23 protein-coding genes are annotated in these 24,792 nt (G+C 72.0%); 12 read left to right on the top strand and 11 right to left on the bottom strand.

Annotation, left to right across the window (positions count from 1 at the left end):
• Positions 1 to 416 precede the first annotated feature (416 nt).
• Both ACLVWQ_RS14300 and ACLVWQ_RS14295 read right to left on the bottom strand, forming a co-directional pair.
• Positions 417 to 806 (bottom strand): signal peptidase I, encoded by a 390-nt coding sequence (locus tag ACLVWQ_RS14300; RefSeq protein WP_414108946.1) that lies wholly within the window; start codon positions 804 to 806, stop codon positions 417 to 419.
• Positions 807 to 867: 61 nt separating this feature from the next.
• Positions 868 to 2,073, bottom strand: a complete 1,206-nt coding sequence (locus ACLVWQ_RS14295; RefSeq protein ID WP_414108945.1) for a glycosyltransferase — start codon at positions 2,071 to 2,073, stop codon at positions 868 to 870.
• Between the two features lie 534 nt (positions 2,074 to 2,607).
• Here ACLVWQ_RS14295 and ACLVWQ_RS14290 point away from each other — a divergent pair.
• Complete coding sequence (locus ACLVWQ_RS14290) at positions 2,608 to 3,297, top strand: hypothetical protein (RefSeq protein WP_414108944.1); 690 nt, start codon at positions 2,608 to 2,610, stop codon at positions 3,295 to 3,297.
• 303 nt (positions 3,298 to 3,600) lie between these two features.
• Here the strand turns inward: ACLVWQ_RS14290 and ACLVWQ_RS14285 are convergent, their stop codons facing one another.
• Together ACLVWQ_RS14285 and ACLVWQ_RS14280 are read right to left on the bottom strand one after the other, a co-directional pair.
• Positions 3,601 to 4,437 carry a response regulator gene (locus ACLVWQ_RS14285; protein ID WP_414108942.1) on the bottom strand — a complete coding sequence of 279 codons (837 nt, stop codon included), beginning with the start codon at positions 4,435 to 4,437 and terminating at the stop codon, positions 3,601 to 3,603.
• A complete protein-coding gene (locus ACLVWQ_RS14280; protein ID WP_414108941.1) occupies positions 4,434 to 6,146 on the bottom strand; it encodes an ATP-binding protein in 1,713 nt (570 codons plus the stop codon). The genes ACLVWQ_RS14285 and ACLVWQ_RS14280 overlap by 4 nt, the downstream gene beginning before the upstream one ends.
• Positions 6,147 to 6,519: 373 nt before the next feature.
• Between ACLVWQ_RS14280 and ACLVWQ_RS14275 the strand changes: the two genes are divergently transcribed.
• The 7 genes from ACLVWQ_RS14275 (at position 6,520) to ACLVWQ_RS14245 (ending at position 13,682) form a co-directional block, all read left to right on the top strand.
• The gene (locus ACLVWQ_RS14275; RefSeq protein ID WP_414109064.1) at positions 6,520 to 7,503 is read left to right on the top strand and encodes a Bug family tripartite tricarboxylate transporter substrate binding protein; all 984 of its coding nucleotides are present in this window, start codon (positions 6,520 to 6,522) and stop codon (positions 7,501 to 7,503) included.
• Positions 7,500 to 8,039, top strand: coding sequence for a tripartite tricarboxylate transporter TctB family protein (locus ACLVWQ_RS14270; RefSeq protein WP_414108940.1), 540 nt, complete (start codon positions 7,500 to 7,502; stop codon positions 8,037 to 8,039). Before ACLVWQ_RS14275 ends, ACLVWQ_RS14270 begins: the two co-directional genes overlap by 4 nt.
• Before the next feature lies 1 nt (position 8,040).
• Positions 8,041 to 9,537: a tripartite tricarboxylate transporter permease gene (locus tag ACLVWQ_RS14265; RefSeq protein WP_414108939.1), complete on the top strand. Its 1,497-nt coding sequence runs from the start codon at positions 8,041 to 8,043 to the stop codon at positions 9,535 to 9,537.
• Positions 9,538 to 9,796: 259 nt separating this feature from the next.
• On the top strand, positions 9,797 to 10,459 hold the full coding sequence (locus ACLVWQ_RS14260; protein WP_414108938.1) for a TetR/AcrR family transcriptional regulator: 663 nt from the start codon (positions 9,797 to 9,799) through the stop codon (positions 10,457 to 10,459).
• Positions 10,460 to 10,595: 136 nt separating this feature from the next.
• Positions 10,596 to 11,825: an MFS transporter gene (locus ACLVWQ_RS14255; RefSeq protein WP_414108937.1), complete on the top strand. Its 1,230-nt coding sequence runs from the start codon at positions 10,596 to 10,598 to the stop codon at positions 11,823 to 11,825.
• Positions 11,826 to 11,924: 99 nt separating this feature from the next.
• On the top strand, positions 11,925 to 12,821 hold the full coding sequence (locus tag ACLVWQ_RS14250; RefSeq protein ID WP_414108935.1) for an NAD(P)-dependent oxidoreductase: 897 nt from the start codon (positions 11,925 to 11,927) through the stop codon (positions 12,819 to 12,821).
• An 87-nt stretch (positions 12,822 to 12,908) separates the two neighbouring features.
• Positions 12,909 to 13,682, top strand: a complete 774-nt coding sequence (locus ACLVWQ_RS14245; protein ID WP_414108934.1) for a maleylpyruvate isomerase family mycothiol-dependent enzyme — start codon at positions 12,909 to 12,911, stop codon at positions 13,680 to 13,682.
• On the opposite strand, the gene ACLVWQ_RS14240 is transcribed toward ACLVWQ_RS14245, so the two are convergent.
• Entirely contained in the window at positions 13,669 to 14,124 is a 456-nt protein-coding gene (locus tag ACLVWQ_RS14240) for a MarR family winged helix-turn-helix transcriptional regulator (protein ID WP_414108932.1), read from the bottom strand. The genes ACLVWQ_RS14245 and ACLVWQ_RS14240 overlap by 14 nt on opposite strands.
• A gap of 142 nt (positions 14,125 to 14,266) precedes the next feature.
• Between ACLVWQ_RS14240 and ACLVWQ_RS14235 the strand changes: the two genes are divergently transcribed.
• A complete protein-coding gene (locus tag ACLVWQ_RS14235) occupies positions 14,267 to 14,551 on the top strand; it encodes a DUF6332 family protein (protein WP_414108931.1) in 285 nt (94 codons plus the stop codon).
• Here the strand turns inward: ACLVWQ_RS14235 and ACLVWQ_RS14230 are convergent.
• From ACLVWQ_RS14230 to ACLVWQ_RS14220, 3 genes are all read right to left on the bottom strand, one after another.
• Positions 14,512 to 15,177 carry a response regulator gene (locus ACLVWQ_RS14230; protein WP_414108930.1) on the bottom strand — a complete coding sequence of 222 codons (666 nt, stop codon included), beginning with the start codon at positions 15,175 to 15,177 and terminating at the stop codon, positions 14,512 to 14,514. The genes ACLVWQ_RS14235 and ACLVWQ_RS14230 overlap by 40 nt on opposite strands.
• On the bottom strand, positions 15,174 to 16,520 hold the full coding sequence (locus ACLVWQ_RS14225) for a sensor histidine kinase (protein WP_414108929.1): 1,347 nt from the start codon (positions 16,518 to 16,520) through the stop codon (positions 15,174 to 15,176). The genes ACLVWQ_RS14230 and ACLVWQ_RS14225 overlap by 4 nt, the downstream gene beginning before the upstream one ends.
• A 402-nt stretch (positions 16,521 to 16,922) precedes the next feature.
• Positions 16,923 to 18,128, bottom strand: coding sequence for a geranylgeranyl reductase family protein (locus ACLVWQ_RS14220; protein ID WP_414109062.1), 1,206 nt, complete (start codon positions 18,126 to 18,128; stop codon positions 16,923 to 16,925).
• A 174-nt stretch (positions 18,129 to 18,302) separates the two neighbouring features.
• On the opposite strand from ACLVWQ_RS14220, the gene ACLVWQ_RS14215 reads away from it, so the two are divergent.
• The gene (locus ACLVWQ_RS14215; RefSeq protein WP_414108927.1) at positions 18,303 to 19,658 is read left to right on the top strand and encodes a dipeptidase; all 1,356 of its coding nucleotides are present in this window, start codon (positions 18,303 to 18,305) and stop codon (positions 19,656 to 19,658) included.
• 202 nt (positions 19,659 to 19,860) lie between these two features.
• Here ACLVWQ_RS14215 and ACLVWQ_RS14210 read toward each other — a convergent pair whose 3' ends face one another.
• The 3 genes from ACLVWQ_RS14210 to ACLVWQ_RS14200 form a co-directional block, all read right to left on the bottom strand.
• Positions 19,861 to 20,901: an NUDIX domain-containing protein gene (locus tag ACLVWQ_RS14210; RefSeq protein WP_414108926.1), complete on the bottom strand. Its 1,041-nt coding sequence runs from the start codon at positions 20,899 to 20,901 to the stop codon at positions 19,861 to 19,863.
• A gap of 186 nt (positions 20,902 to 21,087) precedes the next feature.
• On the bottom strand, positions 21,088 to 21,282 hold the full coding sequence (locus ACLVWQ_RS14205; RefSeq protein ID WP_414108924.1) for a hypothetical protein: 195 nt from the start codon (positions 21,280 to 21,282) through the stop codon (positions 21,088 to 21,090).
• A 192-nt stretch (positions 21,283 to 21,474) separates the two neighbouring features.
• On the bottom strand, positions 21,475 to 22,434 hold the full coding sequence (locus ACLVWQ_RS14200; protein WP_414108923.1) for an ROK family protein: 960 nt from the start codon (positions 22,432 to 22,434) through the stop codon (positions 21,475 to 21,477).
• A gap of 207 nt (positions 22,435 to 22,641) precedes the next feature.
• Here ACLVWQ_RS14200 and ACLVWQ_RS14195 point away from each other — a divergent pair, with 207 nt between their 5' ends.
• Positions 22,642 to 23,706, top strand: coding sequence for a LacI family DNA-binding transcriptional regulator (locus tag ACLVWQ_RS14195; RefSeq protein ID WP_414108922.1), 1,065 nt, complete (start codon positions 22,642 to 22,644; stop codon positions 23,704 to 23,706).
• A gap of 36 nt (positions 23,707 to 23,742) precedes the next feature.
• Positions 23,743 to 24,585, top strand: coding sequence for a hypothetical protein (locus ACLVWQ_RS14190; RefSeq protein ID WP_414108920.1), 843 nt, complete (start codon positions 23,743 to 23,745; stop codon positions 24,583 to 24,585).
• Positions 24,586 to 24,792 lie beyond the last annotated feature (207 nt).

Below are 24,792 nucleotides of genomic sequence, written 5' to 3'. Positions count from 1 at the left end.
ATTTTCAAGCGATTCAGACCGACGCCCGGAATGTTCGCTTTGAAAACAATGCGCGGAGCGGCGGCTTTTCGATGGGCTCGCGGCGGGGCGATCGGCGGTCCGACGTGGTCGTTTCCCTTGCGAAGCCGCTGGATGAACAGTGCGGCGGACCATCCCGGCCCCGAGCCGACGCCCTCACGGACACAGCGGCATCTCGCGCGCGCTTCCGGCTGTCGCCATTTCTTTACCAGAACTCCGTAAAATCACGTCGGATACGCATGGAAGAGGTTTGAAGGAAGCGCTCGTCTTTTCCGGTCACCCCTGCGGTGGCTCATTTCCGCCGATATTAAATGCGCGCCGATTGAACGGTCAACAGTGACCCGTGACACACCTTTTCGCCAGGCAGCGCCCTCGCCGGACCGCCGCATCCCAGATCGCTACTCCGGGTACGCCGTGCCCTCCGCCCGAGGCACCGCGTACCCGGACACGGAGGGCCATCGCACGGTGAGTACCACGGAATCGGCCTCGGCGACCCAGGAGTGGTCCACTCCCTGGCCCCAGACGACGTAGTCGCCCTGTTCCTCCAACAGCACGCTGCGGCCGGGAAACTCCATGCGGAAGCGGCCCGTGACGAGAACCAGGAGAGCGGTCCGCACCTCGCCCTTCACCCACTGGGCTCGCTCCTCACCCTGCGGGTGGACACCCCACTTGACCTCGACGGCGTGGCTGTGGCGAGGATCGCCGTGCTCCTTGAAGTGGCCGAGCAGCCAACCCCGGTCCATCGTCGCGTCCTTGCCCGCATTGCCTACGTACACGCCGTCTTCCATGCGCCCGCACGCTAGCAGTCGCCCACGGGCGCCGGTCGTGACGTGATCAGCGGCGCCTCGCTCATCGGGCCTCCGCGACCAGCAGGTTCGCCGCCACCTCCGCTCCGTCGGTACGCATCCGGCTGCCCAGGGCCCGCGCCCGTGCCCGGGTCTCGGGTGTCAGGGCCGCCTTGAACGCGACGGCCAGGGTCTCGTCGGTCGGGGTCGGAGTGTCGAGTGCCGCCCCGAGGTCCAGGTCCGCCACCTGACCGGCCCAGTACGGGTTGTCCGACAGCTGAAGGGGTATCACCACCTGCGGTGTGCCCGCTCGGGCGGCGGTCAGCGTCGTACCCGCGCCGCCGTGGTGCACCACGGCGGCCACCCTGCCGAACAGGCGCTGGTGGTTGGCCTCGCCGATGGCGAAGCAGTCGTCCCGCCCGTCGACCAGGTCCAGGTCCGCCCAGCCCCGGGAGACGAGCACGCGGTGACCCTGCGCGCGGACCGCCTCGACGGCCGAGCGGCCGATGCCCGGCGAAGGACGCATGCTGCCGAAGCCCACGTAGACCGGCGGCGCGCCCGCGTCCAGGAACTCCACCAGGTCGGCCGGGAGCGGGCGTTCGTCCGCCAGGGTCCACGCACCCGTGTGTACGACGTCCAGGCCCGGGGTCTCCCGCCACGGCCCCAGGACCGGGTCCGCCGCCAGCCACGGCTTGTCGGTGAGGACGTGGTCGCGGACGTTGTCCACCGGTGGCAGACCGATCGCCGCCCGATGACCGTTGAGCGCGTCGCCGAACTGCGCGTTCACCTGGTGGGCGTCCAGCTCCCACAGGGTCCGGTTGTCGGCCGCCTCCGGCTCCGGCCAGCCCGGCCGCGGTGGTGGCGCGTGGTGCGGCGAAGGCAGGTGGACCGCCGCGTAGCTCGCGTACACGTAGCGGACGCCCGCGGCCTCGGCGACGGACCGCGCGGCGATCTGGGCCAGGCCGGCCGCCACCAGCACGTCACAGCCCTCGACCGCCGAGGGGAAGAGGTCGAACTGCGCCTCGACCATCTCGCTCCGGTACCGGGACAGGTCCGCCGCCGACGGAAGGGTCGTCCCGCGCATCAACTCCCGCACCGGTGGCCCGACCGGGACCAGTTCCACCCCGATACCGGCGAGTCTCGCGGCGAACTCCTCGTCCGGCGGGGCGCACATCCGTACCTCCGCACCGAGCGCCCGCAGCCGCACCGCGAGTGCCACCAGCGGCTCGACATCGCCACGTGTCCCGTACGTGGACAACAGCACCCGCATTCCGCGTCCTCTTTCGTCGTGTCGTCCTGCGTCGTGTCATCTCGCGTTGTGTCATCCGTGCGTTTCGGTCCGGTTCCGCTCAGGCTTCGAGCGGCGCCCGATCACGGCGATGCCTCGGTCGTCGGTCGTCGCGAGCATGCGGCAGCAGTGTAGGTCGGGTGGTGCGGAACTCGACGGTGATCCCTACCCACTTGGGGCCTCGCGAACGACGGCCCAGGAGACCGACACACCGGGAGGCGACGACTTTCGTATCCACCATGATTCAACTCGGCTGTACCGGCACAGACTTATACCTGGGGAAGAACGGCGTACACGCGCCGGACCGCCTCGCTGACGCCCCGGCCGGTCAACGCCGCATTTTCTCCTGGGAGATCTTCTCCTGGGAGGCGTCCTCAGTGGCTACGGTGAGCGCCGGCGTGCCTTCGGGGCCGACGGTGCGGCAACGGCCTGTTGTGGGCTGCCCGCGCCGAGCGAGGTGCGCGAGGTCCCCGATCGTCAACACCACCGGAGAGCGACGCGATGCACAGTTCGTCCATGGCCGTCCCTGATGTTTCGGTCATCCTGCCCTGCGCCGGAATCGGCACACGTTTCGGGTCCCCCTACCCGAAGGAGCTGCACTGCCTGGCTCCTGGGGTCACCGTGCTGGACCGCAGCCTGGAAGCCGTCGTCGAACTGGCCAAGAGCGGACTCGACGTGCGTCTGGTCGTCGTGTTCGGGACGCACAAGCTGGACACGGTGCGGCATCTCGCGCGCTACGCCGAGACCTTTCACATGGTCTTCGTCTACCAGGACGAGTCGTACGGACCTGGTCTGGACGGAGCCATCCGCTCCGCCCTGCCGATGACGCGGGGACCGGTGGCCCTCGTGCTGCCTGACATCGTTATCACCGGCTCGGACGCGGCCGGCGCGCTCCTCGCCGCGTTGAGGCAGACAGAGGTGACGGGCTGGAGCGTCGTGGCCGCCGAGGAGCGGGATCCCGACACGCTGCGGCAGATGGGCGCGCTGGCCGTGGCCGAGGAGGGCGGTGTCATGTCCGTGGGGGCGGCCACCGACAAGCCGACGGACCCTTCGGGCTACAACGCGTTCTGGGGCATGGTGGCAGCCACCGAGGAGGAGGCGCACCGGCTGCCCGACGTCGTGGGACAGGGGACGGCCAGCCCATTGGCCGGTGCGGTCGCCCTCATGGTGGAGGGGATCGTCAACTACAACACCCCCGCGGGCTGAGGAGCGCCGGGGCCGTCCTCGCGCGCCGGAACCGATCGCCCGTTCGCACCCGCAGCGGCGTCAAGGACGGCTGCCTGGTCCACCACCGGGCCGCCACCCTCAGCCTCCCCGCCTCCCCCACCTGCACGATCTCCCGGTCTCCCGACCCCCGACTTGCCCTGCCACGTCCCCGGACCCGCACCCGCACCCGCACCCGGTCACCGTCACCGTCACCGTCACCGTCATCGTCACAGCAACCTGGACGATCCCCCTGCCGCCACACGACGCCTCATCACCGGCGGCCGCACCGGCCCCGGACACCCCTTAGGCACGGGCCCCGTCTCCGGACCGCCGGTGTGCCTTCGGGTGGCCGCGGAACCGGTAGCGGCGCTCGGGACGGCCCGCCGCTCCGTAGCGCAGGGTCACCTCGGCGCGGCCGGTGGCGTGGAAGTGTTCCAGGTAGCGGCGGGCGCTGACCCGCGAGATGCCGGCCAGGGCCGCGCACTCGGCCGCGGACAGGGTGTCCTCCGCGGTGCGGAGCGTGCGTTCGATCAGCGCGGCCGTCTCCACGCTCATGCCCTTGGGCAGTGTGGCGGCGGCCGAGGTCGCCGAGGCCGCCCCGGCCAGCACCCGGTCCACGTCGGCCTGGCCGTTCACGACGGTGGCGAGCAGACGGCCGCGCTGGGCGGCGTAACGCTCCAGCCGGACGCGCAGGTCCTCGAACTCGAACGGTTTGAGCAGGTAGTCGACGACGCCGTGGCGGACGGCGCCACGGACCGTGTCGGCCTCCCGTGCGGCGCTGATCACCATGACGTCGCAGTCGTGCCCGGCGGTGCGCAGCCGGGGGATGACGTCCAGCCCGAAGAGGTCCGGCAGATACAGGTCGAGCAGGACGAGGTCCGGGTGCAGTTCGTCGACGGCGCGGGTGGCCTGCTCGCCGGTGCTGGCGACCCCCACGACCCGGAACGGCTCGACACGGTCGACGAAGGCGCGGTGGACCCGGGCCACCATGAAGTCGTCGTCGACCACGAGCACGTCGATCGTGCCGGCTCCACCGGCCGTCGCTGCTGTATCGGCCGTATCAGCCGTGCCGGAGGTACCGGCCGTCGCGGCCCTGCTCGTCGTGGCGGCCGAATCCGCCGTACCGGGCGGCCCGTTCATCGTGTCGCTCCTTCCGCCACCGCGTCGGTGAGGTGGCTGACGGTCATGCGTGCGGTGAACATGGCCCCGTCGGGGGTGTTGGTCACCGAGATCTCCCCACCGTGACGCTCGCAGACCAGTCGCGTGAGCGCCAGGCCGATCCCGCGCTCGCCCTCCTGGGCGGCCTTCGTGGTGAAGCCGTGCGAGAACACCTCGCGGGCGAGTTCGGGCGCGACACCGGGGCCGGAGTCGCGGACCACGATCTCCACGCTGGAGGCGTCCTGCCGCAGTTCGACCTCCACCCAGGCCTCGTGTCCTTCGGGCTCACCGGCGGCCGCGGTGGACGCCGCCCCCGCGGACGCGGCGTCCACCGCGTTGTCGACGAGGTTGCCGACCACCGTCGCTACATCGGCGGCGTCCTCGGGGGTGAGCCGGTCGAGGGCGGTCGCGTCGGAGATGCGCAGGCTGACCTTCCGTTCGGCCGCCAGGGACGACTTCGCCATCAGCAGGGCGGCGACCGCGGTGTCGCGGACACGTCGGCTGAGGGTGACGTCAAGCGACTGGCGGCGCTGGTTCAACGCGCGGATGTAGCGCACGACTTCGTCCTGTTCACCGATCTGGATCAGACCCGAGATGGTGTGCAGCTGGTTGGCGAACTCATGGGCCTGCGCGCGCAGCAGCTCGGAGGAGCTCCGGAAGGACCCGATCTCCCGTTCCAGCCGGGCCAGTTCGGTGCGGTCCCGCAGCGTGGTGACCGAGCCGAGCAGGCGGCCCTCCTTGACGACGGTCATCCGGTTCATCACCAGCACCCGGCCGTGCCGGACGACGACCTCGTCCCGTTCACCGGCCGCACCGTGCTCGCCCCCTCCGCCGCCCACGCCGGCCCTGTCTCCCGCTCCCGCTCCCGCAAGGACGTCCCGCAGCCGCCCCTCAATGCCGAGTTCGGTCAGGCTCCGGCCCACGCAGTCCTCCGGCAGGTCGAGCAGCCGGCGGCCCATGTCGTTGGCCAGGGTGAGCCGATGCTGCGGGTCCAGGGCGATCACGCCCTCGGCGATCCCGTACAGCATGGCCTCCCGGTGCTCGGCGAGTCCGGCGATCTCGCGGGGTTCCAGGCCGAGGGTCTGCCGTTTGACGCGGCGGGCCAGCAGCCAGGAGCCGACCAGGCCGAGCCCGCTGGCGATGCCCAGATAGGCGAGGAGGTACGAGGACGCCCCGCTCAGCCGCTGCCACACCGTCGGATCCGCCTCGCCGATCATCACCGTACCCAGGTGCTGTCCGAGGTCGGCCTGCGTGGCACCGAGCACCGGCACCTGGGCGACGAGTTCGCGGCTGCCCTCCAGTGTCAGCGGGCCGGACCAGCCCCGCGTCGGTTCGGCGCCCTCGCCGAGGGGCAGCGGGGCCCCGATCGCCGTGGGGTTGGTGGAACTGACGATCCGGCCGTCGGCGTCGGCCACCGTCACGGACGTGACCCTGGACTGTGTCCAGGTGGAGTTCACCAGCGGGGCGAGGGCCTGCTGCGGTGCGGGCCGCACGAGCTGGCTGCGAGTCAGGGGGTTGGCCGCCAACTGCTCGGCGAGCGCCATGACCCGGCGGCCCTCGACCCGGTTGAAGGTCGCCTCCGACTGCGCCAGGGAGACGCCCGCGACGGCCAGCAGCACCACCACGACGATGGCGAGCTGCAGCACCAGCATCTCGCCCGCGAGGGTCTGGCGACGGAAAGCGGCGACCACTACGGACTCAATCTCTCGTGCGACACGGCGTCGAACGGCTCGGCTGCCGGGTCGCACCATCATGGCCCGCGCCCGTGGCCGGGAAAAGGGAAGCGACAGGAACGACCACAGGACAGTGACGACAGAACAGTGCCGACACGACAGGCACGAGAGGCACGAGAGGCACGAGTCAGGAGTGCGGCGTGGTGGCGGCTGACACAAAGACCACAACCTCCGTTGGTTCCGGAAGAGAGACAGGCAGCGAACACACGGGCAACATGTGGCGCACGTCACCTCCCCCCCCAGGGGCGTCCCCGTACTTCCCCCGCCCCCCTCGTACGGAGACGCCCCTCCCCCCAGCTCATCGACGTACCGACGACAGGTGGTGGAACCGGTGCGCCTGAGCACTCCCCTCGCCCTGCTCGGGGCTGCCGTGCTCGTGTTCGTGGGGCCTCCGCTCCTGACGACGGGCAGCGGATCCGAGACCGGCACACAGATCCCCGGCCTGCGCTTCATGGTCCCCAACACACCCGGCGGCGGTTACGACATCACCGCCCGTACGGCCGCGAAGAACGCCGAGGACGCCGACCTCACGCACAACATCGAGGTGTTCAACCTCCCCGGAGCCGGCGGCACGGTCGGGCTGAGCCGGCTGGTGAGCGAGCACGGCAACGGCAAGCTCGCCATGTCGATGGGGCTCGGGGTCGTGGGCGCCGTGCACTCCAACGACTCCCCCAAGACGCTCGCCGACACCACCCCGATCGCCAGGCTCACCGAGGAGCAGGACGTCGTGGTGGTCGGCAAGGACTCCCCGTACAAGACGGTCGACCAGCTCGTGGACGCCTGGAAGGCGAACCCGGGCAAGCTCCCGGTGGGCGGCGGTTCCTCGCCCGGCGGGCCCGACCACCTCGCCCCCATGCTGATGGCGCGGGCCGCGGGGATCGCCCCGAAGGACGTCAACTACATCCCCTTCGACGGCGGCGGCGAGCTGCTCGCGTCGATCCTCGGCAACAAGGTCAGCTTCGGGGTGTCCGGTGTCGGTGAGTACCTCGACCAGATCAAGGCGGGCGAGCTGCGGGTGCTCGCCGTCACCGGCCCCGAGCGGGTCGACGAACTGGACGCGCCCACCCTCAAGGAGTCCGGCTACGACGTGGACTTCACGAACTGGCGCGGCATCGTGGCCCCGCCGGGCCTGTCCGACGCCGAACGCGACAAGCTCGTACGCCTCATCGAGGAACTGCACGACTCCCCGCAGTGGCAGAAGTCCATGGAGCAGAACGGCTGGGACGACGCCTTCCTGACCGGCGACGAGTTCGGCGTCTTCCTGGACGAGCAGGACGAGCGCGTGATTTCGGTGCTGAAGGAGCTGGGACTGTGACGACGCCGACCACCGACCTCCCCCCGACGCCCACCGGAACGCGGCGCTCATGGCTGCGGGAGCACTCCGAACTCGGTGTCTGCGTCATGCTGTTGGCACTCGGTGTGCTGGTCCTCACCGACGCGCTCACCATGGACGTCGACATCACCCAGCGCGGGCCGGTCGGACCGAAGACCGTACCGGTCGTGGTCGGCATCGGGCTCCTGGTGATCGCCGCGCTGCTCGCCGTCGACGTGCTGCGCGGCGGCCGGGGCGAGGTCGAGGGCGGCGAGGACATCGACCTGTCCGAACCGGCCGACTGGCGCACGGTGCTGCTGCTCACCGGGGTGTTCCTCGGCTCGGCGGTCCTCATCGAACCGCTCGGTTTCCCCGTCGCGGGCGCGCTCCTCTTCTGGGGAGCCGCCTTCACCCTCGGCAGCCGCAGGATCGACCGGGACCCGCTCATCGCGGCCGTCCTCTCCCTCGCCACCTACGCCGTCTTCAACAACCTGCTCGGCGTGCCGCTGCCCGGCGGCCCGCTGATGGGAGTGCTGTGACATGAACGCCTTCAACTCCCTGATGGACGGCTTCGGTACGGCCCTCACCCCGGTCAATCTCCTGTGGGCCGCCCTCGGTGTGCTGCTCGGCACCGCGATCGGCGTACTGCCCGGCATCGGGCCCGCGATGGCGGTCGCGCTCCTGCTCCCGGTGACGTACGGGCTGGAGCCGGTCGGCGCGTTCATCATGTTCGCCGGGATCTACTACGGTGCGATGTTCGGCGGTTCGACCACCTCGATCCTGCTGAACACCCCCGGTGAGAGCGCCGCCGTGGTCGCGGCCATGGAGGGCAATCCGATGGCCAAGGCGGGGCGCGGCGCACAGGCGCTCGCGGCCGCCGCCGTCGGCCACTTCGCGGGCGGTCTGATCGGCACGATCCTGCTCGTCGCGCTCGCCCCGACGGTCGCCGACCTGGCGGTGGACATCGGCGCGCCGGACTACTTCGCCATCATGGTGCTGGCGTTCATCGCCGTGACGTCGGTGCTGGGCTCGTCACGGATCAGGGGCCTCGCGTCCCTGCTCATCGGGCTGACCATCGGCCTCGTCGGCCTGGACCAGATGACCGGCCAGCAGCGGCTCACCTTCGGCTCCCTCCAACTCGCCGACGGCATCGACGTGGTGATCGTGGCGGTCGGCCTGTTCGCGATCGGCGAGGCCCTGTGGGTGGCGGCGCACCTGCGGCGTCTGCCGGGAGAGCCGATCCCGGTGGGCCGTCCCTGGCTGGGCCGTGCCGACCTCAAGCGGACCTGGAAGTCGTGGCTGCGCGGGCCGCTCATCGGCTTCCCGTTCGGCGCGATCCCGGCCGGTGGTGCCGAGATCCCCACCTTCCTCTCGTACGCCGCGGAGAAGCGCCTGTCGAAGCACAAGGAGGACTGGGGCAAGGGCGCCATCGAGGGGGTGGCGGGACCCGAGTCGGCGGCGTCGGCCTCCGCGGCGGGCACCCTGGTGTCCATGCTGACCCTGGGCCTGCCGACGACGGCGGTCGCGGCCGTCATGCTCGCGGCCTTCCAGCAGTACGGCATCCAGCCGGGTCCGCTCCTCTTCGAGCGCGAGCCCGACCTGGTGTGGGGCCTGATCGCCTCCCTGTTCGTCGGCATGGTGCTGCTGCTGGCCCTCAACCTGCCGCTGGCACCGGTGTGGGCGAAGCTGCTGCGCATCCCCCGTCCGTACCTGTACGCGGGAATCCTGTTCTTCGCGGCGGTCGGCGCGTACGCGGTCGGCGGCGAGGTCATCGACCTGGTGATCCTCCTGGTCATCGGCCTGATCGGCTTCGGCATGCGGCGTTACGGACTGCCGGTGCTGCCCGCCGTCATCGGGGTCATCCTGGGCCCCAACGCCGAGCAACAGCTCCGCCGCGCCCTGCAGATCAGCGACGGCAGCGTCAAGGGGCTGGTCAACACGCCCTTCTCGGTGACGGTGTACGCGGTGACGGCTCTGATCCTGCTCTGGCCACTGCTGCGCGGGCTCGTGAGGCGCGGGCGCACGGCGAAGGCCTGACACACCGCCGTCCGGCATGCGCCCGGACGGAACGCGCCGGCCGCCTCGGGCCCTCACCTTCGGGCCCCGGAGGCCGCAACCGCTTCCAGGGGCGCGGGGAACTGCGCGACCGGCCCCACACACCCGCACCGGACGGGCGCCCTGCGCGTCATCAACCGAGGCGGCAGGGGAATCCACGGCGTGATCACCGAGCTGGCATTCGGCGTCACTAAGTGCCATTATGACACTCGATGAGCCACCGGACGTGGGGAGCGGCGAGATGGCCGACACGGCATCGATGAAGCGCGGCGGAGGCGGAATGAGCGACCAGCGCCGCTACCGCCTGCGTCTGGAGATCTCGCGTGAGGCCTCCCGTCTCTTCTGGGAGCAGGGCGTGGACGCGACCAGCGGCGACCAGATCGCCGAGGCCGTCGGTCTGTCGACGCGCACCATCTGGCGTCACTTCCGCAGCAAGGAGAGCTGCGCCGAGCCCATCGTGACGCGCGGCCTGGACTGGGAGATGTCCACGTTGCGCAGCTGGCCGCCGGCCCTCTCCCTGGAGGAGCACTTCGCCGCGGAGACCCGTAAGTACGGCCGTGAGGCCAGTGCCGTCGAGGTGGCCGACAACACCCTCGCGATGAAGATGATCCTGCTGGCCGACAAGGAGCCGGCCATCCGCACCGCCTGGCTGATGGCGTGCGACCAGATGGAACGCGAGATGACCGAGATCATCGGCCCCCGGCTCGCGCTCCCGGCCGACGACCTGGACGTACGCCTGCACGCCGCGGCGGCCGCGGCGGCGCTGCGGGTCATCAGCGAGGACATCGGCGCCGCCATCCTCGGGGGTGCCGATCCGCGGGACTACATCGACGCCCCCGAACGCATCGCGCGCGCCGTCCGCAGAGCCACCGGCGGAGCGGTGGGAGACCCCATCAGCAGCTGAGTGCGACGAGGTCCGGCCCTCCCACTGCCACTCAGCACCACCGTCACCAAGTGACACGGATGGCAAGGTCCCACCCTCACCCCCGACCAACGCCAACTCCCTTGCCCGGCAACCGACCCCCACCTAGCCTGATTTTGTGCCGCTAATAAACAAAGCCCGGACGCGCGCCGCCCCGCCGAACCACGGCCTCACCCGGCTCCGTACCGCCCTCACGGTCTTCTTCGCTCTGGACGGCTTCGTCTTCGCCGGCTGGGTCGTCCGTATCCCGGCGATCAAGGAGCAGACCGACGCCTCCGCCGGCACCCTGGGCCTGGCCCTCCTCGGGGTCTCCGCCGGAGCCGTCGTCACGATGATGCTCACCGGCCGGCTCTGCCACCGCTACGGCAGCCACCGCGTCACCGTCCTGTGCGGCGTCCTGCTCTCCCTCAGCGTCGCGCTGCCGCCGCTCACTCACTCGGCCCTGGCACTCGGCGCCGTGCTGCTGGTCTTCGGGGCCGCCTACGGGAGCATCAACGTCGCCTTCAACAGCGCCGCCGTCGACCTCGTGGCCGTGCTGCGGCGTCCGATCATGCCGACGTTCCACGCCGCCTTCAGTCTGGGCGGCATGGCCGGTGCGGGCCTCGGCGGACTGGTGGCCGGGTCGCTGTCACCCACCAGGCATCTGCTGGGCCTGACGGTGATCGGCCTGCTGGTGACCGCCGTCGCGGGACGCGTCCTGCTCCGGTACGGGGCGCCGGTTCCGCCGGACCGCGAGGAGCCCGGGGCGCGCCCGCCACGCGAGGAGCCGGCCTCGGGGAACCCGGCAGCCCGCAACCGCCGCCTGGTCGTCGTCCTCGGCCTGATCGCCCTCTGCACGGCCTACGGGGAAGGCGCCCTGGCCGACTGGGGAGCGCTGCACCTGGAGCAGGACCTTAACGCCCACCCGGGCGTCGCGGCGGCGGGCTACTCCTGTTTCGCGCTCGCCATGACGATCGGCCGGCTCACCGGAACCGCGCTCATCGAACGGCTCGGCAGAAGCCGGACCGTGGTCGCGGGCGGCGTCACGGCGGCCGCCGGGATGCTGCTCGGTTCCCTCTCCCCCTCGGTGTGGGCGGCCCTGCTCGGCTTCGCCGTCACCGGGCTCGGACTCGCGAACATCTTCCCGATCGCCATCGAACGCGCCGGGGCGCTGGCGGGCCCCAGCGGTGTCGCGACCGCCTCCACCCTCGGCTACGGCGGCATGCTCCTCGGGCCGCCCGCGATCGGGTTCATGGCGGACTGGTTCTCCCTGTCGGTGGCCCTCACCAGTGTGGCCGTGCTGGCGGCGCTGGCCGCCGCCATCGGGTACGGGACACGGCGGGCGACGGAGCCCCAGGGCGTTTCGTGACCGCCCGTCCCTGAACCCGTCGGCGCCTGTACCTGCGTCGCGCCGCCGCACACGGCACAGTCGTGTCCACCGCACCGAACGGATCAGGAAGTTGATGTCATGACCGACAAGCTCACTGTCAGTGTCCTGGGCACCGGGATCATGGGCGCCGCGATGGCCCGCAACCTCGCCCGCGCCGGACACACCGTCCGGGCCTGGAACCGCAGCCGCGACAAGGCCGAGCCGCTCGCCGCCGACGGCGCGCACATCGCCGCCACGCCCGCCGAGGCGGTCGAGGGCGCCGACGTCGTCCTGACCATGCTGTACGACGGCCCCGCCGTGCTCGACGTGATGCGCCAGGCCGCGCCGGCCCTGCGCGCGGGTACCCCGTGGGTGCAGTCGACGACCGCGGGGATCGCCTCCGTCGGCGAGCTGGCCGGCTTCGCCCGTGAGCAGGGGCTGGTCTTCTACGACGCGCCCGTCCTCGGCACCCGACAGCCCGCCGAGGCAGGGCAGTTGCTCGTGCTCGCCGCCGGGCCGGCCGACCGCCGGGACGCCGTGACGCCGGTCTTCGACGCGGTCGGGGCCCGTACCGTGTGGACGGGCGAGGACGGGGCGGCGGCCGGTGCCACCCGGCTCAAGCTCGTGGCCAACAGCTGGGTCGTCGCCGCCACCAGCGCCACCGGCGAGACCCTCGCCCTGGCCAAGGTGCTGGGTGTGGACCCGGGGAGCTTCTTCGACGCCATCGCCGACGGTCCGCTGGACATGGGATACCTGCACGCCAAGAGCGCCCTCATCCTGGAGGACCGGCTGTCGCCCGCCTCGTTCGCCGTGTCCACCGCCGCCAAGGACGCCCGCCTGATCGTCGAGGCCGGCGAGCAGCACGGGATCCGCCTCGACGTCGCGGCCGCGAGCGCCGAACGCTTCGCCCGCGCCGCCGCGCAGGGCCACGGCGACGAGGACATGGCCGCCGCCTACTTCGCGAGCTTCGACCCCGACGAGAACGCCGGGAGCTGAGCCACCGGCACGTACCCGGACTCCGGTGTCCGCGGAGGCACCCGGCCTCCTCCCGCACAGCCCCCTCCGTCCGGCACACTCCCCCACATGGAGATTGCCGAGTTCATCCGGACCCTGGACCGGGAAGGCCGGGCGCTGGCCGGGGCCGCTGAGGAGGCAGGGGCCGGGGCCGAGGTGCGGACCTGCCCGGACTGGCGGGTGCGGGACCTGGTGCGGCACACCGGCATGGTGCACCGCTGGGCCACGGCGTTCGTCGCCGAGGGGCACACGTCGTACCACCCGGACGGCGGTCTGCCGGACCTCGACGGCGCCGAGTTGCTGGCCTGGTTCCGGCACGGGCACCGGCGGCTCGTCGACACACTCGCCACCGCGCCGCCCGACGTGGACTGCTGGAGCTTCCTGCCCGCCGCGTCGCCGCTCGCGTTCTGGGCACGCCGGCAGGCCCACGAGACGACCGTGCACCGGATCGACGCCGAGTCCGCGCTCAGCGGCGGCTCCGCGCCCGGCGCCGAGTCCGCACGCGGCGGTCGGCCGGGCTCGATCTCCGTGGACTTCGCGGTCGACGGCATCGACGAACTGCTGCTCGGCTTCCACGCGCGCGGCAGGAGCAGAGTGCGGACGGACGAGCCGCGTGTGCTCCGGGTGCGGGCCTCGGACTCGGACGCCCGGTGGACCGTGCGCCTGTCGCCCGGACGGCCCGTCACCGAGCGAGGTGAAGCGGCGGACGCCGACTGCGAGTTGACGGGTACGGCCGTGCAGCTCTACCTGGCGTTGTGGAACCGCGGGACCGCCCCGGGCGTGACGGGCGACGCGTCACTCGCGACGCTGTGGCGGGAGCGGTCCGGGATCAGCTGGACCTGAGCGGACGCGCCGGGCGGGCACCCGGCCGGTCCTGCGCCGCGCCCGCCAGCATCCGCTCCAGCACGGCCCGTTGCAGCGGCAGCACCTCGCCGTGCAGGGCGCGGCCCTTGTCCGTGAGGGACACGCGTACGCCCCGCCGGTCCTCCGCGCACATGCAGCGCTCCACGAGGCCGTCCTTCTCCAGCCGCCCGATCAGCCGCGACAGCGCGCTCTGGCTCAGATGCACGCGCTCACTGATCTCCTGCACCCGACGGGCGGGTCCGCCGTCCGCGGGCACGCCCGTGACCAGGATGTCGAGGACCTCGAAGTCGCTGGCGCCCAGGCCGTGTCGGTGCAGCGCACGGTCGAGTTCGCACTGGGTGCGCGCGTGCACCGCGAGGATGCCGCGCCACTGGTCCACGAGCCCCTGCTCGGCCGTCCCGGCCCTCTCCACCGCCGCCATGGCCGCACCCTACTACCGGCCCGGCCCGACGAGAGGGCAGGAGGAGGGGCGCGCGGTGGTCCACGACCGGTCCCCCGCAGCGGCGGCGTGCGCCCGGCGGGCTCCCTTGCCCCGCCGGGCGCACAGCTGTGACACTCCCCCTATGGGACACGCCAGGGGGCGACGGAGTCAGTCCGAGCGGGACGCGATCACCGTGGAGATCATGTACGCACTGGCCAGCGCCGTGTTCGCCGGGGCGCTGCTGTTCGGAGCCCTCGCCGGTCCCGCGCTGCTCTTCGATCTGCCGGGAACGGTCGAAATGGTGCTGCTCGCCGCGGGGAAGGCCCTCGCCGGGGTCCTCTTCCTCCTGCGGGTGGTCTCGGTGCTGGTGCGGTTCCGACCGGGTCCTCAGCCCAGCCAGCCCGGCCGTACCAGCCCGGACTCGTAGGCCAGCACGACCAGTTGGGCCCGGTCGCGGGCGCCTAGCTTCACCATGGTGCGGCTCACATGGGTCTTGGCCGTCAGGGGGCTGACCACGAGGCGCCGCGCGATCTCGTCGTTCGACAGCCCCATGCCGACCAGCGCCATCACCTCCCGCTCCCGCTCGGTGAGTTCGGCGAGCGCGTCCGCGGCCTCCGGTTCCTTCGAGCGGGCCGCGAACTCGGCGATCAGGCGCCGTGTCACTCCCGGCGAGAGCAGCGCGTCGCCCTCGACGACCGCCCTGACGGCCCGCAGGAGTTCCTCGGGTTCGGTGTCCTTGACGAGGAAGCCGGACGCCCCGGAACGGATCGCCTCGAAGACGTACTCGTCGAGTTCGAAGGTGGTGAGCATGACGACCTTGACCTCCCGCAGGTCCGGGTCGTCGGTGATGCGACGGGTCGCGGCGAGGCCGTCGAGCACCGGCATGCGGATGTCCATCAGGACGACGTCGGGCCCCAGTTCGCGTACCCCTCGCAGTGCTTCCACCCCGTCCGCGGCCTCCCCGGCCACCTCGATGTCCGGCTGGGCGTCGAGCAGCGCCTTGAAGCCTGCGCGGACCAGTGACTGGTCGTCGGCGAGCAGTACGCGGATCACCGGTCCTCCTTGAAGGGGCGGAACGTGTCGGACACGGACGGTTCCTCGAACGCGGAAGGCTCCTCGGCCGACGACGCCCCCGGCACCCCGAGCGCGTTCCTCAGCGGAAGCACGGCCAGCACCCGGAAACCGCCGTCCTCGCGTGGCCCGGCCTCGATCCTGCCACCCAGGGCCGCGGCCCGCTCCCGCATTCCGGCCAGTCCGTTGCCACTGCCGCCCGCGTCCTCACCGGTCGCCGGGCCGTCGTCGTCGATACGGAGCCGCAGGGCGTCGCCGGTCCGGTCGACCCGCACGCGCGCGTGCCGTGAGCCGGAGTGCCGTACGACGTTGGTCAGCGCCTCCTGGACGATGCGGAAGGCGGCGAGATCGGCGCCCGGCGCCAGGTTCCTGCCGCCGCCCGGGTTCTCCACGTCGACGGTCAGTCCGGCGGCTGCGGCCTGTTCCACGAGTTCGGGGAGACGGTCGAGGCCGGGCGCCGGCGCGCGCGGCGCGTCACCGGGCGCGCGGAGCGTGTCGAGCACCTGACGCACCTCTCCCAGCGCCTCCTTGCTCGCGGCCTTGATGGTGGTCAGCGCGGCACGTGCCTGCTCCCGGTCGGAGTCGAGCAGTGCGAGGCCCACCCCCGCCTGTACGTTGATGACCGAGATGCTGTGCGCCAGGACGTCGTGCAGTTCGCGGGCGATGCGCAGCCGTTCCTCGTCGGCACGCCGCCTGGCCGCCTGCCGGCGCTCCGCCCGGTCCCGGTTCACCTGCTCACGGCGGACGCGGGTGAGTTCGGAGACCGCGAGGATCGCCACCACCCAGACGGCGACGGCGATCTCGTCGTCCCAGGGGGAGGCCTGGTCGCCCCGCGGCGGCAGCCACCGGTAGAGCCAGTGCCCCACCAGGAGATGGCCCGCCCACAACGTGCCGAGCGCGGCCCAGGCCGCCGGCCGGTGCCCCGCGACGATCGCGCTGAAGCAGGCGAGCGCGACCGTGAGGAAGACCGGCCCGTACGGGTATCCCGCGCCGAAGTAGACGAGTGCCGAGGCCGCGACGCCCCACAGCACGAGCACCGGGTGCCGCTGCCGCCACAGGAGCAGGAGACCGCCCGCGAGGAGCAGGGCGCGCGCGAGGACGTCGAGCTGCTCCCGGTTCGGCTGGTTCTCCGCCGCGAAGTTGCTGCCGACGAGGACGAACACGGTGAGCAGCAGCGTCGTACGCCACGGCCGACGAGAGCGGCGGCCGCCCTCGTCGTCCTCGTCGCGGTGGACCCACCACGGCGGCCCGTGCCGCCGGCTCCGTGGTGGACGGCCCCTGCGCGAAGGGTGGCCGCCGCGTCGGCGTGTGTGCTGCTCGTCCATGCCCGCCACGCTAGACGGCACGGGCCGCCGGGGGCGTCAGCCGAGTGTGGTGATCACTCGTACTCCCGGCGGAGTACGCGCCGCGGGGGTACCCGCTCCGGGGTACGCGCTCAGCTGTACGCACCGGCCGGGCCCACGCCCTTCCGGACCCGCGGACCGGTCGGGCGGGCGGGCCGAGCCGAGCCGTGCCCAGGTGTGACCCGGGGCCCGGGGCCCGGGGCCCGCGAGCCATGTCCCGGCGCGGCGCCCGCCCCGTACGACGGAGCCGACATCGGCGATGGCGACAGCGACGGACCCGACGCCAAGACCCCGCCGCCGCCCGCCCGTCCCGACGACCACCTGTCCCGACACCCAGCGGTCTCGCACGACCAGCGGTCTCGAACACTCAGCGCTCTCGGACGATCAGCGGTCGATCTTGGTCAGGGCCCGCTCCGCCATCGGATGCGACCGCACCATCTCGCCCAGCGTGGTGGAGCCGCGGGTGATGCCCGCGAACGCCTTCCACGCGGGCCGGAAGCCGGTGAGCGCGGCATGGAACACCCCGGGCCTGCGCTCGAAAATGGCGAGCATGCGCTTGCCGATGCTCATCTCCACCCCCAGGCCCGCCTTGATCGCGAAGGCGTAGTTCAGCGCCTGCCGCCGGGTGTCCACGGCGTCGTGGGCCTCCGCGATGCGCACCGCCCACTCGCCCGCGAGCCGCCCGGACCGCAGCGCGAAGGAGATGCCCTCGCGGGTCCACGGCTCCAGAAGCCCCGCCGCGTCCCCGCACACCAGCACCCGCCCGCGCGACAGCGGTGAGTCGTCGGCGCGGCAGCGCGTCAGGTGTCCCGACGAGATGCTGGGCTCGAACCCGGCGAGGCCCAGCCGGGCGACGAAGTCCTCCAAATACCGCTTGGTGGCCGCGCCTTCGCCGCGCGCCGAGATCACGCCGACCGTGAGGGTGTCGCCCTTGGGGAACACCCAGCCGTAACTGCCGGGAAGGGGACCCCAGTCGATGAGGACCCGTCCCTTCCAGTCCTCCGCGACCGTCTCCGGCACGGGGATCTCCGCCTCCAGGCCGAGGTCGACCTGGTCGAGCTTCACCCCGACGTGGGCCCCTATCCGGCTGGCACTGCCGTCCGCGCCGACCACCGCCCGCGCCAGCAGCGTCTCGCCGTCCTGGAGGACGACGGCCACCGAGCGCCGGTCGGGGACCGCCGAGCCGTGCTGTTCCACCCGCGAGACCGTGACCCCCGTACGCAGCTCGGCGCCCGCCTTCTGCGCGTGCTCGACGAGCTGCTGGTCGAACTCCGGGCGGTTGATGAGCCCGAAGAGCATCTGCTTGGAACGCCGGGTCCGCGTGAACTTTCCGCCCAGCGAGAACGTGATCGCGTGGACCCGGTCCCGGAATGGCAGCTCGAAACCCGGCGGCAGTGCGTCACGGGTCGGTCCGATGATGCCGCCGCCGCACGTTTTGTAACGGGGCAGCTCGGCTTTCTCCAGTAGCAGGACGCGGCGCCCCGCGACCGCTGCCGCATAGGCGGCCGAGGCGCCTGCCGGCCCCGCGCCGACCACGACGACGTCCCATACCTGTTCTGCGTCGTCTGAAGAGTTGTTGCTGCTCACGATGGTCTGCTGCTCCGATCCAGCCGCCTGCCGCACCTGCTCCACGCATCCTACGGCGACGTCCGGTGAAGACCGCTGTGGGAGGATCGGCAGCGTATGCAGCGCGCACATCCGTACGGCGCGTGCATTCGCGCCCGTACCCACCCGTACAACGTCGCACCCACGAGGAGCGTGCCCATGTCGTCGAATCCGGTCGCCGAGACCGTCGCCTCATTGATGCCCAGGGCGAAGGCGGAGCTCACCGAGCTGGTGGCCTTCAAGTCGGTGGCGGACTTCGAGCAGTTCCCCAGGAGCGAGAGCGAGGGCGCCGCGAACTGGGTGGCCGACGCGCTGCGCGCCGAGGGCTTCCAGGACGTCGCGCTGCTCGACACCCCCGACGGCACACAGTCGGTGTACGGCCATCTGCCCGGCCCCGAGGGCGCGAAGACCGTTCTCCTGTACGCGCACTACGACGTGCAGCCGCCGCTCGACGAGGACGGCTGGCGGACTCCGCCGTTCGAGCTGACCGAGCGGGACGGCCGCTGGTACGGACGCGGGGCCGCCGACTGCAAGGGCGGCGTGCTCATGCACCTGCTGGCGCTGCGCGCCCTCAAGGCGAACGGCGGGATCCCGGTGAGCGTCAAGGTGATCGCGGAGGGTTCCGAGGAGCAGGGCACGGGCGGCCTGGAGCGGTACGCCGAGGAGCACCCCGAACTGCTGACGGCCGACACCATAGTCATCGGCGACTCCGGCAACTTCCGGGTCGGGGTGCCGACGGTCACCACCGCGCTGCGCGGCATGACGCTGGTCCGCATCCGGGTGGACACCCTCGAAGGCAACCTGCACTCCGGGCAGTTCGGCGGCGCGGCGCCCGACGCGCTGAGCGCCCTCGTCCGCGTACTGGACTCACTGCGCGCCGAGGACGGCTCGACGACGGTCGACGGGCTCACGAACACCTCACGGTGGGACGGGCTGCAGTACGACGAGGCGCAGTTCCGCAAGGACGCCAAGGTGCTCGACGGTGTGGAGCTGATCGGGTCGGGCACGGTCGCGGACCGCATCTGGGCGCGGCCCGCCGTGACCGTGCTGGGCATCGACTGCCCGCCGGTGGTCGGCGCCACGCCGTCCGTGCAGGCCGGTGCCCGTGCGCTGATCAGCCTGCGGGTGCCGCCGGGCGTGGACACCGTCGAGGCGACCAAGCTGCTGGAGGCCCACCTGGAGGCGCACACCCCGTGGGGGGCGCGGGTCAGCACCGAGCAGATCGGCCAGGGCCAGCCCTTCCGCGCCGACACCACGAGCCCCGCGTACGCGGCGATGGCGGAGGCGATGGGTGTCGCGTACGACGGAGCGCCGATGCAGTACGCGGGACAGGGCGGCTCCATCCCGCTGTGCAACACCCTCGCGTCCCTGTACCCGCGGGCGGAGATCCTCCTGATCGGCCTCAGCGAGCCGGAGGCACAGATCCACGCCGTGAACGAGAGCGTGTCCCCCGACGAACTGGAACGCCTCGCCGTCACGGAGGCCCTGTTCCTCCAGAACTACGCAACGAACTGACCGACAGGGCTGAGCAATACGGGCAGGCGCAGCCCCGCCCCCAAGGGGCGCGAGGAACTGCGCGCTCAACCCCCACCCACCCGCACCCGACAGCCAACCCAAGAGGCGCGGGCGCAGCCCCGCCCAAGGGGCGCGAGGAACTGCGCGCCCAGCCCCCACCCACCCGCAGACAGCGCACGAACTCAAACCCCCGGCGCTACCCCTACCCCCTCGGCACACCAGCCTCCAGATACAGGGCCGCGCCCCCCTCCCGCGCCCGCAACGCCCACCGCAGCCGCTCGAAACGGATCGGCGGCAGCAGCACAGCCGCCTCCTCCTCCGTGACGAACCGCCAGTCCCGCAGTTCGGGCCCCGGCAGCAGCAACCGCCCCGCCTCCCCGCCGTCGAGCCGGCCGCCGTCGTAGAGCAGACGCAGCCCGCCGTAACCAGGGGGCGCGGGAGGCTCCCAGTCCACGACCAGCAAGTGGGGCACGTCCGCGAGCTGGATGCCGGTCTCCTCGGCCACCTCGCGGATACCCGCCCGCGCCGGCGCCTCCCCGGATTCGACGACCCCGCCGGGGAACTCCCAGCCGGCCTTGTACGTCGGGTCGACGAGCAGCACCCGGTCCTGCTCGTCGAAGAGGAGCACGCCCGCCGCGACGGTCTCCGACGTGGGCTCCGGGGTCTGCACGATGTCGCAGACCGGCACGGATCCGTCGCTCACGGCCTCGGCGACCCGTACGGCGGTCTCGTACGGGGTGAGCGTGCTGTTGTCGACGGGGTGGGCGTCCACCGTCAGCCAGCCGGCGAGGGCGGCGCGGTAGGGCTCGATCTGGTCGTACGACCACTGGCGCACCCGTATCTCCCCGTCGGGAAGGTCCGGCAAAACCTCCCGGCAGGCTATCCGCTCGCGCAGGATCGTTTCCGCCGGGGCGAGGAGCACATGGCGTACCTCGATCCTGCGGGACGCGAGCCCCCCGAAGATCTCGTCGCGGTAGTCCTGGCGGAGCAGTGTCATGGGGACCACGAGCACACCGTCCAGTTCGGAGAGCATGGCGGCCGCGGTGTCCACCACGAGCCGCCGCCAGATCGGCAGGTCCTGGAAGTCGCCGACCTCGGCGAGGCGCTTGGCGGGCAGCAGTTGCGCCAGCCCGGCACCGATGAGCTCGGGGTCGAAGAGTGTGCTGTTCGGGATCAGGTCGATCAGTTCCCGTGCGGTGGTGGTCTTCCCCGCACCGAACGCACCGTTGATCCAGACGATCACGGTTCCCCCCTCTGCTGTTGGCCCCCTGAGGCTTGCCCGCTCCACACTGCCACGGAAACCAGGTCCTGATGAGGTCGCGTTCGACGGGCCGAACACGCACGAAAGCCCGGCCTTCGACAGGCCGGGCTCGTGGGTCGGAACAGGTCAGAACGGGTCAGGACCGGTAAGGGCGGGTCCGCCGGGCGGTCAGCCCTGCTGCCCCTGCGGCGTGTCCTCCATCGCCAGGCTGCCGTCGCTGACCGTCCGGTCGACGGCGCTGATGGTGTCCTGCAGATCGAGATTGCCGAGGGCGTCACCGTCGAGGGAGTGGGACGGGGTGACGGCCGCCACCACGAAACCGGCGGCGAGGGACGCGATCGCGAGCATGCTGCGCTTCTTCATGCCCGGTTCAACTGCCGACACGCTCTTGGGTCACGGCCGGACCACCGGGAAGCCCCGAACAGCGCTTCGACGCCGGGCCGCCGCAACGCCTCACCCCTTCGCCCCGTCACCCTTCAACCCGTCACCCCGTCACCCCGTCACCCCGTCACCCCGTCACCCCGTCAGCCTGCACCGCCTCATGACCGCGGCACCTCAGCCGACCACACCCGCCGCCCGCGTGTTCGACCTGCGGCTGAGCGCGGCCGCCGCGGCGCCCACCAGACCGGCGTCCGTACCCATCTGAGCGGGCGTCACCGTGAGGCGCTGCACGAACGACAGCGTGGCGTAGTCGCGCAGGGCGGCTCGCAGGGGCGCGAACAGGACCTCGCCCGCCTTGCCCACTCCCCCGCCGATCACCGCGATGTCGATCTCCACGAGGGTCGCGGTCGCCGCGATGCCCGCCGCCAGGGCCTGCGCGGCACGCTCGAAGGAGGCCGTCGCGACCGGGTCCCCGGCCCGGGCGGCGGCCGCCACGGCGGCCGCCGAGGTGTCCCCCTCCGGGCCCGGCCGCCAGCCGCCCTCGATGGCGCGGCGCGCGATGTTCGGTCCGCTGGCGATGCGCTCGACGCACCCGCGGGACCCGCACGGGCACAGGTCACCGTCGAGATCCACGCTGATGTGGCCGATGTGACCGGAGTTGCCGGTGGGACCGGGGTGCAGCTGTCCGCCGAGGACCAGGCCGCCGCCGACACCCGTCGACACGACCATGCAGAGCGCGTTGTCGTGCCCGCGCGCCGCCCCCTGCCAGTGTTCGGCCGCGGTGATCGCCACGCCGTCGCCGATCAGCTCGACGGGCAGTTCGTCCGTCACGGCACGGACCCGTTCGACGAGGGGGTAGTCGCGCCAGCCGGGAACGTTCACCGGACTCACAGTGCCCGCCGAGGCGTCCACGGGACCGGCGCTGCCGATACCGACCGCCGCGGCCCTGCTCCACAGGGGTGAGGCGGTCAGTTCGCCGAGTACGGCCTCCACGGCCCGTATGACGACGTCGCCGTTCTCCTGCGCGGGCGTCGGCCGCTGGGCGCGCAGCAGGATCCGGCCGTGGCCGTCCACCAGCGCTCCGGCGATCTTGGTGCCGCCGATGTCGAGCGCGGCCACGAGGTCGGTGTGCATCAGTGTGAGTTCTCCCGATCGGATCCCGATGTGGACCATGAGGAAAGGGCAGGCCGGTCGCGCGGTGCGGGGTGGGCGGGCCGAAGAATGCGATGGACAGTCCTTCTCGCATCCTCTCCCGCATCTGACAACGTTGTCCAGGCTCTATGCTCGACGCCACATCCTGATCCGGCTGCTCACCGAGCCCGTCAGGACCGACCCAGCCCCATGGACTACAGGACAGGACAGCGCATCGTGGCCGAGCCCGCCCGCCGAACCGAGAGCCGCTACGGCAACCGCCCGACGATGAAGGACGTCGCCGCGCGTGCCGGGGTCGGACTGAAGACGGTATCGCGCGTAGTCAACGGTGAGCCCGGCGTCACCCCGGACACCGAGCGCCGGGTGCAGGAGGCCATCGACGCGCTGGGCTTCCGGCGCAACGACAGCGCGCGGGTGCTCCGCAAGGGCCGTACCGCCAGCGTCGGCCTGGTCCTGGAGGATCTGGCGGACCCGTTCTACGGCCCGCTGAGCCGGGCGGTGGAGGAGGTGGCCCGCTCCCACGGCGCCCTGCTGATCAACGGCTCCAGCGCCGAGGACCCGGACCGCGAGCAGGAGCTGGTCCTCGCGCTGTGCGCACGCCGCGTGGACGGGCTGGTCATCATTCCTGCGGGTGACGACCACCGCTATCTGGAGCCCGAGATAAAGGCGGGCGTCGCCACCGTGTTCGTGGACCGCCCCGCCGGGCAGATCGACGCGGACGTCGTGCTCTCCGACAGCTTCGGCGGCGCGCGCGACGGTGTGGCGCACCTCGTCGCGCACGGCCACCGCCGGATCGGGTTCATCGGGGACATGCCCCGTATCCACACCGCCGCCGAGCGTCTGCGCGGCTATCGCACCGCTCTGGAGGACGCCGGTATCCAGGCGGAGGACAGCTGGATGTCCCTGGGCGTCACCGACCCGGTTCGGGTCCGCCGGGCCGCGGAGACCATGCTCTCGGGTCCGTCCCCCGTGACCGCGGTCTTCGCGGGCAACAACCGCGTGACGGTCACCGTCGTCCGCGTCATCGCCGAGCTCGCCCGTCCCGTGGCCCTGGTCGGCTTCGACGACATCGAGCTCGCCGACCTGCTCCAGCCCGGGGTCACCGTCGTCGCCCAGGACGCCGCCCAGCTGGGCCGCACGGCCGCCGACCGCCTCTTCCGCCAGCTGGAGGGCTCCCTCCTCATGCCCGAACGCATCGAGCTCCCGACGCGTCTGATCACTCGCGGCTCGGGCGAACTGCCGCCCTCCGTCTGACCACGGGCTGACACCCCGGCTGATATACGGAAGTACATGGATCCCCGGGACGACACCGCCGACCGCACCCTCGAAGCCCTCGGCCTGGCCGTGGCGCCGCTCGACCGGCCCCTGGTCTATCCCGGCGTCTGGCCCGCGGAGTCGGGGGTCCTCGACGGGGACCGGCTGCTGCCGCTGACCCGCCTCACCTTCACCGACCGGGTCCCCGTCCTCGCGGTCGGCTCCAACGCCTCCCCCGCCCAACTCCGCCTCAAGCTGCGGCAGTACGGACTGTCGTCGTCCCGGCTCCCGCTGGTGAAGGCGCGCGTCACGGGGCTGGAGATCGGCGTGTCGGCGCACGTCAGCACCATGGGCTACGTGTCCGCGTCGCCCTTCGGCGCACCCGGGCACACCCGCGACCTGTTCGTCACCTGGCTGGACGCGGCGCAGCTGGCCGCGGTCGACGAGAGCGAGGGAGTCACCAGGCCGTCGGGCGCCTACGATCGTGTGCCGCTGCCCGCCACCGGCTTCCGGGTCGAGCTGGAGTCGGGCGAACCGCTCGACGACGCCCAGCTGTACGTGAACCGCCATGGCGTCCTCCACGACGGCACCGGGGCCGCGCGCCGGCATCCCGGGGAACGGCGGCTGCTCACCGAACTGCTGGCGGAGTCACCGGGGTTGAGGAAGCTGTTCGGGTCCACGCCCGAGGAGTTCTGCTCCCGGACACGCGCCGACCCGCGGCTCGCGGCCGAGGGGACCCGGCTCTTCGCCCGGGAGGGGCGCACGACGGCTTCCGGCCTTGAGCAGTACGTACCGACCGCGCGGGCGACGGATCACGTACACGGTCAGCAGACGGGCAGTCCCGGCGCGGGCGCGTCGTTGTCGCCGCCCGCGATGTAGACGTCGCTGACGTGGACGCCGGTGTTCCCGCTATCGTCGTCGGCCTTCGCCCACCAGGTGTTCGCCCACTGCCCGGAGGCCTCGCCCGACGTGCCCTCTCGCCCGTCGCCGACGCCCGAACTCCCGCCTGTCGTACGGCCGTCGACGGGTTCGGGCGAGGGCTCCCGGGCCCGGCGCTTCGGCTCGGTGCCCTCGGTGCGGTCCGGG

The organism is Streptomyces sp. CWNU-52B (assembly GCF_047444975.1).
GTDB lineage: Bacteria > Actinomycetota > Actinomycetes > Streptomycetales > Streptomycetaceae > Streptomyces.
This window is presented reverse-complemented; position numbering and strand designations above follow the sequence as displayed.

Coding starts and splice junctions, on each gene's coding strand:
- ACLVWQ_RS14225 (WP_414108929.1), bottom strand. CDS start 16,520: ATGGACGAGCAGCACACACGCCGACGCGGCGGCCACCCTTCGCGCAGG.
- ACLVWQ_RS14245 (WP_414108934.1), top strand. CDS start 12,909: ATGGAGATTGCCGAGTTCATCCGGACCCTGGACCGGGAAGGCCGGGCG.
- ACLVWQ_RS14300 (WP_414108946.1), bottom strand. CDS start 806: ATGGAAGACGGCGTGTACGTAGGCAATGCGGGCAAGGACGCGACGATG.
- ACLVWQ_RS14265 (WP_414108939.1), top strand. CDS start 8,041: ATGAACGCCTTCAACTCCCTGATGGACGGCTTCGGTACGGCCCTCACC.
- ACLVWQ_RS14285 (WP_414108942.1), bottom strand. CDS start 4,437: ATGAACGGGCCGCCCGGTACGGCGGATTCGGCCGCCACGACGAGCAGG.
- ACLVWQ_RS14235 (WP_414108931.1), top strand. CDS start 14,267: ATGGGACACGCCAGGGGGCGACGGAGTCAGTCCGAGCGGGACGCGATC.
- ACLVWQ_RS14215 (WP_414108927.1), top strand. CDS start 18,303: ATGTCGTCGAATCCGGTCGCCGAGACCGTCGCCTCATTGATGCCCAGG.
- ACLVWQ_RS14195 (WP_414108922.1), top strand. CDS start 22,642: ATGGACTACAGGACAGGACAGCGCATCGTGGCCGAGCCCGCCCGCCGA.
- ACLVWQ_RS14200 (WP_414108923.1), bottom strand. CDS start 22,434: ATGCACACCGACCTCGTGGCCGCGCTCGACATCGGCGGCACCAAGATC.
- ACLVWQ_RS14295 (WP_414108945.1), bottom strand. CDS start 2,073: ATGCGGGTGCTGTTGTCCACGTACGGGACACGTGGCGATGTCGAGCCG.
- ACLVWQ_RS14290 (WP_414108944.1), top strand. CDS start 2,608: ATGGCCGTCCCTGATGTTTCGGTCATCCTGCCCTGCGCCGGAATCGGC.
- ACLVWQ_RS14260 (WP_414108938.1), top strand. CDS start 9,797: ATGGCCGACACGGCATCGATGAAGCGCGGCGGAGGCGGAATGAGCGAC.
- ACLVWQ_RS14205 (WP_414108924.1), bottom strand. CDS start 21,282: ATGAAGAAGCGCAGCATGCTCGCGATCGCGTCCCTCGCCGCCGGTTTC.
- ACLVWQ_RS14250 (WP_414108935.1), top strand. CDS start 11,925: ATGACCGACAAGCTCACTGTCAGTGTCCTGGGCACCGGGATCATGGGC.
- ACLVWQ_RS14240 (WP_414108932.1), bottom strand. CDS start 14,124: ATGGCGGCGGTGGAGAGGGCCGGGACGGCCGAGCAGGGGCTCGTGGAC.
- ACLVWQ_RS14190 (WP_414108920.1), top strand. CDS start 23,743: ATGGATCCCCGGGACGACACCGCCGACCGCACCCTCGAAGCCCTCGGC.